General features: G+C 43.9%; 9 protein-coding genes and 1 pseudogene. 2 read left to right on the forward strand and 8 right to left on the reverse strand.

The annotated features are described in order from the left end of the window. Positions 1-169 precede the first annotated feature (169 nt). The 4 genes from BJP37_RS11725 to BJP37_RS11740 form a co-directional block, all read right to left on the reverse strand. Entirely contained in the window at positions 170-955 is a 786-nt protein-coding gene (locus tag BJP37_RS11725) for an SDR family oxidoreductase (RefSeq protein WP_075898953.1), read from the reverse strand. 365 nt (positions 956-1,320) lie between these two features. Beyond that, a complete protein-coding gene (locus BJP37_RS11730; RefSeq protein ID WP_075898955.1) occupies positions 1,321-1,578 on the reverse strand; it encodes a hypothetical protein in 258 nt (85 codons plus the stop codon). A gap of 5 nt (positions 1,579-1,583) precedes the next feature. Then, positions 1,584-2,606, reverse strand: coding sequence for a WD40 repeat domain-containing protein (locus tag BJP37_RS11735; protein WP_075898957.1), 1,023 nt, complete (start codon positions 2,604-2,606; stop codon positions 1,584-1,586). A gap of 4 nt (positions 2,607-2,610) precedes the next feature. Continuing rightward, positions 2,611-3,843 carry an RNA-guided endonuclease InsQ/TnpB family protein gene (locus BJP37_RS11740; RefSeq protein WP_075898959.1) on the reverse strand — a complete coding sequence of 411 codons (1,233 nt, stop codon included), beginning with the start codon at positions 3,841-3,843 and terminating at the stop codon, positions 2,611-2,613. Positions 3,844-3,910: 67 nt separating this feature from the next. Between BJP37_RS11740 and BJP37_RS44950 the strand changes: the two genes are divergently transcribed. Both BJP37_RS44950 and BJP37_RS34345 read left to right on the forward strand, forming a co-directional pair. Continuing rightward, a complete protein-coding gene (locus tag BJP37_RS44950; protein ID WP_075898961.1) occupies positions 3,911-4,054 on the forward strand; it encodes a plasmid mobilization protein in 144 nt (47 codons plus the stop codon). A gap of 195 nt (positions 4,055-4,249) precedes the next feature. Further along, a pseudogene (locus BJP37_RS34345) lies at positions 4,250-5,439 on the forward strand (IS630 family transposase). Positions 5,440-5,606: 167 nt separating this feature from the next. On the opposite strand, the gene cynS reads toward BJP37_RS34345, so the two are convergent. The 4 genes from cynS to BJP37_RS11775 form a co-directional block, all read right to left on the reverse strand. Next, entirely contained in the window at positions 5,607-6,050 is a 444-nt protein-coding gene (gene cynS, locus BJP37_RS11760) for a cyanase (protein ID WP_070391212.1), read from the reverse strand. Between the two features lie 266 nt (positions 6,051-6,316). Then, positions 6,317-7,201: an ABC transporter ATP-binding protein gene (locus BJP37_RS11765; protein ID WP_075898963.1), complete on the reverse strand. Its 885-nt coding sequence runs from the start codon at positions 7,199-7,201 to the stop codon at positions 6,317-6,319. Positions 7,202-7,210: 9 nt separating this feature from the next. Next, entirely contained in the window at positions 7,211-8,047 is an 837-nt protein-coding gene (ntrB, locus tag BJP37_RS11770; protein ID WP_075898965.1) for a nitrate ABC transporter permease, read from the reverse strand. A gap of 221 nt (positions 8,048-8,268) precedes the next feature. Then, positions 8,269-9,918, reverse strand: coding sequence for an ABC transporter substrate-binding protein (locus BJP37_RS11775; protein WP_075898967.1), 1,650 nt, complete (start codon positions 9,916-9,918; stop codon positions 8,269-8,271). Positions 9,919-10,109: the final 191 nt, after the last annotated feature.

The following is a 10,109-nucleotide window of genomic DNA, read 5'->3' on the forward strand; positions in this document are numbered from 1 at the left end:
GGAGCAGGGAGCAGGGAGCAGGGAGCAGGGAGCAGGGAGCAGGGAGCAGGGAGCAGGGAGCAGGGAGCAGGGAGCAGGGAGCAGGGAGCAGGGAGCAGGGAGCAGGGAGCTGACATCCGACCGCTGACCGCTGACCGCTGACCGCTGACCGCTGAATGCTTACCCTAATCTAAAACAAACTTTTCACAAACCCCCCATCAACTTGAATACAGGTTCCAGTGATATAACTTGCTTTTTCCGAAGCCAGAAATACTGCTAAATTAGCCACTTCTTCAGCAGTTGCTGGGCGACGGAGGGGAACACTTTTCATCCATTGCTGGATCACTTGTTCCCGAGAACTACCTTGTCTTTTTGCCACTTCATCAGCCACTTCATAAAACTTATCTGTAACTGCAAAAGAAGGGCAGATACTATTAACCAGAATGTTATGCTGCCCCAATTCATTAGCAAGGGTTTTAGCATAAGCGACAACACTTGCTCGTTGGGAATGGGCGATTAGCATCCCTGGCTGTTTGGCGGCTACTGAAGTCACAAAAATAATCCTACCCCAAGACTGTTTTTTCATCAAAGGCAGCAACGCTTCAGCTATAGTCACCTGACTCATAAAGGTGAGATCGAATGATTGCTGCCAATCTTCTTGGTTTAGTTCATAGTGGCGCTTGTAGGGCATCCCACCTGCGTTATTGACGACAATATCAATGGTGGAAAATTGATTGGTAATGCCCGTTAGCAATTGGGAGATACTATCTTGTTGCTCAAGCTCCACTGGGATAGGTGTAATGACTTGTCCAGTCTTGGCTTCTATTTGTTGGGCAGCTTTGAGTAAGTTATCCTTATCTCTACCGCAAATAATCACTTGACACCCTTCAGCGGCCAAGCCCTCTGCGATCGCTCTACCCATGCCTCGACTCGATGCCGTCACTAAAGCAATTTTGCCTTGTAGTCCTAAATCCATAACTCAACTAAACCAGCATATAGCACTACGCAGCCCCCTAAATCCCCCAATTTTGCGGTGCGACCCAAGGGCGATTTACTCGCCCATTGGAAAGCGCACCGGAAGGGACTTTTAGAAGCAAATGGATTCTTGTTCCCCCCAGAATTGGGGGGCTAGGGCGTGTCTTCAAACTTGGAGATCCCCCTAAATCCCCCTTAAAAAAAGGGGGACGAGCGAGTATGGCTCCCCCCTTATTAAGGGGGGCTGGGGGGGATCTAAATCTTGCGGAAAACTTTGAAAACACGCCCTAGCCCCCCAAGCGAGCAATCCCTCGCTCGGGGGATTTAGGGGGCTTGACCAAAACCAAACGATCGCGCATTCATACTTCAATTTAGCAACGCCAGTTTTTGGATGTCTAGTTCCTGAATTTCTTCTATAGATTGATGAATCTTGTATTGTTGTGGAGGTGTTGTCATGATGGCAATGACAGTTTCTAAGGGAGGGCAATCTGGTTCATGGCATTGTAATTGACTAACAGAAATAGGTATTTCCGGATCTATTGCCAAGTGCTGTTGAACCCAGTTTTTGATTTCCCTAATTTTAGCTGAATTAGTTTTAGACTTAGAGGTTTGAAATAAGTTCATTGTTATTAACCAAATCCCCGACTGGAACTGGAAATAGAATTTTGCCAAATTATTACTTCACCATTTTGCCCTCCGGCAGCTAAATAGTCTCCAGTAGGGTTCCAAGCTAAACAAGAAAATTTTATTTTTCCGCTAAGTATTTTGGTAAGCTTTTTAGCCCTTGACCATAGTTGAATACCACCATCATTACTAGCGGAAACTAGTAGGGATGAATTGGGGGCAAAGGTGATGGCTTGTATAGCTTGATCATGTTGTAACACAAGATTTTGCCAGTTGTTGATTTCGTTGTTAAACTGCCACACAATTACCGCATCTTGACAAGACCCAGCTAAAACTGGATCAGAAGTATTGGACCAAACAACTTTACTGACTTTGCCGGGAAATCCCTGGATTAACCAGTGGGAACGATTACCCCAGTCAAGTAAAGAAATAGTGCGGTCTAGATTGCCTGAAGCAAGATAGTCACCATGGGATGACCAAGCACAGTCTAGACTAGATCCAGGGAGTTCAAGGGTTTCTGGTGGGTCTGACCAGTTTTCAATGTTCCAGACTTTAACACTACCATGGCCACTAGCAGCAAGGAATTTACCCTGGGGATGCCAAGCTATATTGAAAACTGATGAGTCTGCAAAGTTTAACTCTGCCATTACTTGCCCTTGGTTAACATCCCAAACCTGAACCTGGCGATTGACGGCAAAAGCTAATAGATTTTTTTGGGGATGCCAAGCTAGGGAGTCAATCCAAGCGTTGCCCTGATCCAGGGTTGTAATGGGCGTAAACTTGGGGGAATTGACCCCCAATTGCCAGATACTAACCTTGCCTTCCTGTCCAGCAGTGGCTAGATAATGGCCATCTTGGGAAAAGCCCACACAGTCTAGGGAATAGTCATGGCTGGCTGTCAAAATTTCCAGATTACCCTGTTGCCATAAAGCTAGTTCTCCTGCAGCAGTAACAATAGCTAGATAATTACCTTGGTTTGACCAGACTAAGGCTGTGATGTACTCAGACAATTGCCGTTTATGTGACATACTCCTACACTGACCTTTTCAGGTTCAGTGTAGGCTTCTTACCAACACCACCCAACGGTTCGGTTACTCGGTAAGCTTTACTGCTGACGGAATGCCCCACCGCCAAATTTAATACATTAATTGCCGCATTTACATCTCTGTCAGCTACATAACCACAATGAGGACAAGAATGAGTGCGGTCTTTTAGTTTTTTCGGCACTTTTTTGCCGCAGTTAGAACAGTTCTGGCTAGTATTTCGGGGATTCACTGCTTTCGTTACCAGTCCAGCATTCTCGGCTTTGACTGATAGAATTGAGAGGAATTGACCCCACCCAGCATCTAAAACTGATTTTGCCATTTTGGTCTTGGCTAGACTTTTGATATTGAGTTTCTCATGAGCTACCAGATCGTGAACATCTAGTAAACCTTTTGCGGTTTTAAAGTGAAAATCCTTCCTGGTATCAGCTACTTTTTTGTGAGCCTTCCCTAATTTAGTGACAGCTTTCCTTCTGTTATTACTCCCATTCTTGGATCTGCTGACAGCTTTCTGGATTTTCTTTAGTCGTTTGTGAGCCTTTCGATAATACTGAGGAATTGGTACCTCTGAGCCATCAGACTTAACCAGAAAAGACTTGAGACCCATGTCTATTCCAATAGGGTTTTTAACGCTATCTACTGGAATAACATTTGGCACAGTATCATCTTGGATTGACAGCGTAACATAATAGCCATCAGCCTTTCGAGTGATAGTGGCTGTCTTAATCTTAAAACCTTCTGGGATAGGTCTATGGTAAATCATTTTAACTTTTCCAAATTTTGGGAGAGTTAAAATGTTGCCATTTATTGGGATTTTTGATAGAGAGGGAAAAGTAAATGACTTATATCTATTTTTACTTTTAAAGCGAGGTCTCCCGCTCTTTTTCCCATTGCTATCCCCTTTGAGAAACCGTTTAAAAGCTAGATCGACTCTTTTGACACAGTCTTGGAGGACTTGGGATTGAACTACACTGTACCAAGGTCTGTCCCTCTTCAACTGGGGGAGAGTCTTTTTTTGAGAAAAATAGTCTGGATTATTCCTTAAATCTGGTAGATAACAAACAAGAGGACAAGCGTTAATAGAACAGCGATTTTGTTCGTACCAGTTGAATCTATCAGCCAATAGATAGTTGTATTGGTGCCGCAGCATATCAAGCCATCTTTCTATTTCTGCTTCCTGTGACTTGGTTAGTCTTAACCGATACTGGTACGCTGATCTCATTGTTGCCGTATCCTGTTTTTCGACCTATTATTAGGATAGCAAACGTATCCACAAATGTCAAGGCGTAATAAAAGATAAAAACTTAATGATCAGATTGACTAGTTTTGAGAAAAAGCAACTCAAGCAAGAAGCTGACCGGAGAGGAATGACTTGCTCGGAATTACTTAGAAGCTTGATAGCTCGCTTCCCTATACCGAAAGACTCTGTGTAAAATTCATCCCACGCCGACTTTCAGTTCGGACGTGGGGCTTCTTTTACCGGACAGCTAACTGTTTTAATGTGTTCTTGGTTTTGGATTTAGTTGACACTTATCCCCTGGTATAGCACTACACATTAAGATTAGTAGCGTAGTGGCGTGGCACAGCTAAAATAGTGCAATAGAAATAAGATAACTGAGGCGGAAAGTATGGGAAGAGGAAAACGAGACAAGGTGATAATGAAGTCGAGAACACAGAAAAAGGCTGGAAGTCATAAGCAACAATGGATACGCCCCAGCCAAAAAAATACTTCATGCTCAAATACTGTTGATGTCAGACGAAGGAGGGGCAAGCTTAGCGGAAATGGACAGATAACGAAATTGCATTAGCACTCAATCTCCATCGCTTTTGCAGTGGGTCGAGTGCGAAAAAAATTCTTAGAAAAAGGAGTAGTGCCAGCTAAGGAGAGAAAACTCAGCAAGGTTACCACCAGTAGAGCCGATTGTCGATGGAGAAACAGAAGCTCAAATTATTGCCCTTTGTTGCAGTGAGCCACCCCAAGGGAGAGGGAATTGGAGTAATAGACTCTTAACTACAGAACTCAAGCGACGCACAATCGTCACGGAAATTTCTAGGGAAACAGTGAGACGAACCCTAAAAAAAACAAATTGCGTCACAGGATTACTCAGAGATTCTGTATTCCAGAACGAGATAGCCCTTGATTTGTAGCCGAAATGGAAGTAGTTAATGACCACTATACCTGTCGAGGAAAATCCAGAAATCCCCTTAATCTGCATGGATGAAGCCAGCAAGGAGTTACATGGTCACCCTAAGCGAACCGATTCCGATGCAGCATCGAGTAAATGCCAAAGAAGACTATCACTACACCCGTGAAGGAGTCCAAGCCCTATTTATGTTTTTTGACCCCAGCCGAGGTTGGCATGGGTGTCAGTTGTCGCGACAACCGCACCAGCGAGGACCCGGCTATGGAAGTCAAGCAATTACTCGATATTGACTATCCTGATGATCACATTGTGCGCTTGCTGTGCGACAACCTCAATATCCATAACATCTCCTCTTTTTACAAGACTTTTCCCGCCTCTTTTGCCCACAGTTTGGCACGGCGACGGTCGATGATTCACACGCCACGCAATGGTAGTTGGCAAAATGAACGCGGAAACTGAGCTATCAGTACTGTCTGCTGCAATGTCTTGACCGTCGGATTGCCACGGTTGAGGAACTAAAGAATGAACTTGATGCATGGCAACAAGAGCGCAACAGTAGAGAGCGCCAAGGTCGTTTGGCGATTTACGTTCCGATGATGCACGAGTCAAACTTAAACACCTATATCCTGTATTTGAACGTCGATGTTGACCTAGAATCTAATGCACCAAATTAGCTGTGCCACGCCAGTAGGGTGCGTTAGGGGCGGGCTCCCCTTGATTTTCCCTCTCTTGACATCGGTTGAGAGAGCCCGGCCCGTAACGCACCACCGGGTCAAACACCATGCATTGAAATGCACCTGGATAGCTTACCTTTTACCCCGACAGAATCAATTATCCTAAGCTACCACTTTTTGTACGGTAGAAATTTACCACACATAATGATTTGTACGCGATCGCCTTTCGGGTCTTCCACTTTCTCTACTTCTATGGAAAAATCAATAGCACTCATAATCCCATCCCCAAACTTCTCATGGACCACCGCTTTGATCGGCATACCATACACTTGCATAATTTCGTAAAAGCGGTAAATTAGGGGATCGGTAGGAATTTGAGGGTCTAGGGAACCCTTGAGAGGTGGCACAGTTAATTCTTCAGCTACGGATTCTGGTAAACCCAAAGCGGTGACTAGTTTGGTGGCTTCCTCCATATCTGCGCTAGCTTGACGATAGATTACAGAAGCCACCCAAGTTTCATCCCTACCTACAACTTTTTCCAAATCTTCAAAGGTAAGTCCTTTTTCTTTTTTTGCGGCTAACAACTGTTTTGTAATTTCTGCAATTGCCATAATTGATGTCTCCTGATTTTTGATCGTTGGTATTTTACACTGTAAGCATTCAGCATTCAGCGATCAGCTATCAGTTTATGGGCGATGGACAGGCTACTTGAGGTGCTTATGGGCTATGAGCAAGCTACACTAACAGCTTTTGAATAAAACAGGTAATCATTAGTTTAATCTGAGTTATGGAAAGCACCTCAAGCAGCGTGAGCATTTAGCTGACGGCTGACCGCTGACGGCTGAATGCTTACTTTACACTAACGGAGGATTTTTAGTTAGTGAATTCTTGCTTCTTCTACCGCTCTAGTTTCCCGATATAGATGGTTTTCCATTTCCTGTTTCAGTTCCATATAGGCAGGATGATGCTCAACCGTAGTGCGATCGCGTGGACGGGGGAAAGGCACTTCAAGCACCTCATCAATGCGCGCCGCAGGGCCTTTGGTCATCATGACAATCCGGTCGGATAACAACAGGGCTTCATCAATGCTATGGGTAATCATAATGGCAGTTTTACGCTGCTGCTCCCAAATGCGCTCGATTTCATCCTGTAAAAAGCCCCTAGTCAGAGCATCTAACGCACCAAACGGTTCATCCATTAACAAAATTTGGGGATTAATAGCTAAAGCTCTCGCAATACCTACTCGTTGTCGCATACCCCCAGATAGTTCGTGAGGATGTTTGTTCTCTGCTCCGGTTAAACCCACTAGTTGGATATTTTCCTTAATAACCCGTTTTTGCTCCCTCGCAGAAATTTTAGGATAGACAGTTTCCACCGCAAACCTAATATTACCTTCCACAGTCATCCAAGGCATAAGGGCATAGTTTTGAAAAACCATACCCCGGTCAGGTCCTGGTTGAGTCACAAGTTGCCCATTGATAATCACTTCGCCACTAGTGGCGGAACTCAAACCCGCGATAATATTCAGCAAGGTGGACTTACCACAACCCGACGGGCCAATAATCGACACAAACATGTTGTGCTCAATATCTAAATTGATATCTTCGATAGCAACAAAGTCCGCAGAAGATTGGCCAGTGATTTTATCAAACCAACCCTGTTTACCAAAGAAAGTTTTTGAAATATGACGTAATGAAATTTGAGCGTCACTGTCATTGTCCATAATGACCTTACGGCCCTTGGAAGAAAAAGAAGTACTCATAATGATTGTTTATGAGGATTTTTTACCGAAAGAAACCATTTTTTCAAAATAGGCAAATATTTGATCAAGGACAATACCCACAATCCCAATAATAAAAATTGCCACCAGAATATTGGGTATGTAAAGGTTATTCCACTCATTCCAAATGAAGTAACCTAAACCCGTACCCAATAGCATTTCTGCTGCCACAATCACCAACCAAGAAATCCCCATACTAATTCTCAAACCAGATATGATGTTAGGTAGGGCAGCGGGAATAATCACCTTAAAAATCGTGCGCCATTTAGAAGCGCCCAGAATTTTAGAAACATCCAGGTAATCTGGGTTAACATTGGCCACACCAAACGCTGTGTTGGTTAGGGTTGGCCAAATACTAGCAATGGTAATAATGAAAATCCCTGTCATCTCTGAGTTCCGGAATATATACAGCCCCAAAGGTAACCAAGCCAGGGGAGAAACCGGTTTAAGAAGCTGGAAGTAGGGGTTAAAGGCTTTAAAGGCAATTTTGGAAATACCTACCAATATTCCCAAAGGCACAGCAATGATTGACGCTAACGTGTAGCCAATGGCTACTCTCCGCAGGCTAATTAGCAAATTCCAACCAATACCCAAATCATTAGGTCCATTGTCATAAAATGGATGGGTTACCCAATACCATAATTCCTTAATGGTTAGGGAGGCAGTGGGCATACCCTTAGCAAAAATCTTCATCTTTGCGCCTAATTCCCAAAACAGTAAAAATATGCCTAGGGAAACGATAAATAGCAACAGAGCTCTGAAGTTTTCATTTTCAAAGATTGTGAGTTGTTGTTTTTTGTTAGTTACGTTTTTGGGTATTGATGTCATGTTGTAATTGCTTTTATCTGCAAAGAGCTTGGTTTCGTAAGCTTAAGCGCTACGCGCATATGCTTACCTTTAGAGGATATCTGAAAAGTTTTTTTCTACTGACTTTTGCCCCCCTAACCCCCCAACTTTGGGGGAAGAGTCATTTTGCTTGTAAAAGTCCCCCAGAATTGGGGGACCAACGGGGGCTTGGATGTAGCAAATGAGACTTCTCAGACAACCTCTTAGAAACCATATTTTTTAATTTGTTCATCCACATACTCTTGGGGTTTAGCTGGATCAAAGGTGTCAAATTCCAAGGTTTCTGTACGGTAAATTTCTGTAGGTGGAGTTTGTCCCACTTCCTGAGCCAATTCCCTAGCTAAATCTGTCAGAAAAATTTCTTTACCCACTTCATCATACTTTTCCGAGGTGATTGCTGATTTTACTTTTCCATCTCCTTGCAAATCCCAACGCACTAACTGAGAAGAAATCCAATTCGCAAAGCTCTGCCAAGGATAGGGATCAAAATCAATTCTGTCTGGTACAGCTTTGGTGTTACCTTGACCATCGTCAAAGTTACCTGTTAGTACAGCTTCCACCACTTCCACAGGCTGGTTCAAAAAGGCTCTTTCGGAGATGGCTTTGGCAATTTCTGGACGATTGGCTGGGTTACGGGCATAACCTGCAGCTTCGATAATTGCTTTGTTGAGGGAGCGGAAAGTGTTGGGGTTTTCCTCAATCCAAGCATCACTTGCGGCAAAGGCACAACAAGGGTGTCCTTCCCATAACTCCTTGGTAAGTTTGTGGATAAATCCAGCCTCTTCATAGACAGCCCTTTGGTTAAAGGGATCGGGCATCAAGTAAGCATCAATGTCCCCTGCCACCAACTGAGCAATACTATCTGGTGGAGGAACAGGGCGAATTTTCACATCTTTATCGGGATCAACTCCGCCAGTGGCCAGGTAGTAACGCATTAAGAGGTTGTGCATGGAGTAAGGAAAAGGTACACCGATGGTGAAGCCTTTGAAATCGGCGGGACCATTAATTTTACCTTTGTATTTATTAGCTACAGTAATGGCTTGACCGTTAATGTTCTCGATGCTGGCTAGTTTAACTCCAAAGGTGGCGGAACCTAAACCCAACGTCATGGCAATAGGCATGGGGGCTAGCATATGATAAGCATCCAGTTCTCCTGCGATCGCGGAATCCCTAACCGCACCCCAGCTAGGCATTTTTACTACTTTGGCATTAAAACCATACTTGGAGTAGAACCCTAAAGGTTCAGACATAATAATAGGAGTGGCACATGTGATCGGGATAAACCCAATTTTTAGGTCTGTTTTTTCCAGACTGTCTACATTTGGTGGTGGTTGATTCTCCCCTGTCTTTAAATCCTGAGTTTGCTGTTTAGAGGTACAGTTGGCTAGAGTAACTAATGCAGCACCTACTGCTAAATTTTTCAAGAAGCGGCGGCGGCTGAAACTATTGTAATGCCTTACATCCCCGAAAAATTCTCCAGCTTTAGGACCAAAGGCAGCGGCAAAAGCATTTTCGATACCACCAGCTTGTTTAGCTAACTCTAAAACTAATTGCTCCCTCTTCGGGTCCCCTTTACCAGCGACTTTTAGTAGCAGTGCCTTTCTAATATCAGCAGCATTAACCGCATCTGCCATCTTAAACGTATCGGGTTTATAAATTCCCATTTTTGTGAGGTCTTCGATCATATCCACTGGATCTTTAGGCATATCTTCTGCCATAAATTTCCAGTGGTCAGCGGTCATGTGGAAGTCACCACAAATCATACACCATAGATCTAATTCACTCAGATTACCTCTTTGGGAATCGAGGTTACCCCATTTTCCCGTTGCCTCTGTAACTGATGAAATTACCATAACTACATATATATGTTGATGTAGTTAGGTTAGGGCTGATGCTTCCAAGTCTTTTGTAGCTAAAAGTACATTAAGTTTAGATTTTTTTTGCATCTACCGAAAATCCTGTGCTATTTTAGAGCCTTCTTTTCCCGATTCCCGATTCCCGATTCCCGACTCCCGATTCCCGATTCCCGATTCCCGATTCCCGA

The sequence above is a fragment of the Moorena bouillonii PNG genome (assembly GCF_001942495.1).
Lineage (GTDB): Bacteria > Cyanobacteriota > Cyanobacteriia > Cyanobacteriales > Coleofasciculaceae > Moorena > Moorena bouillonii.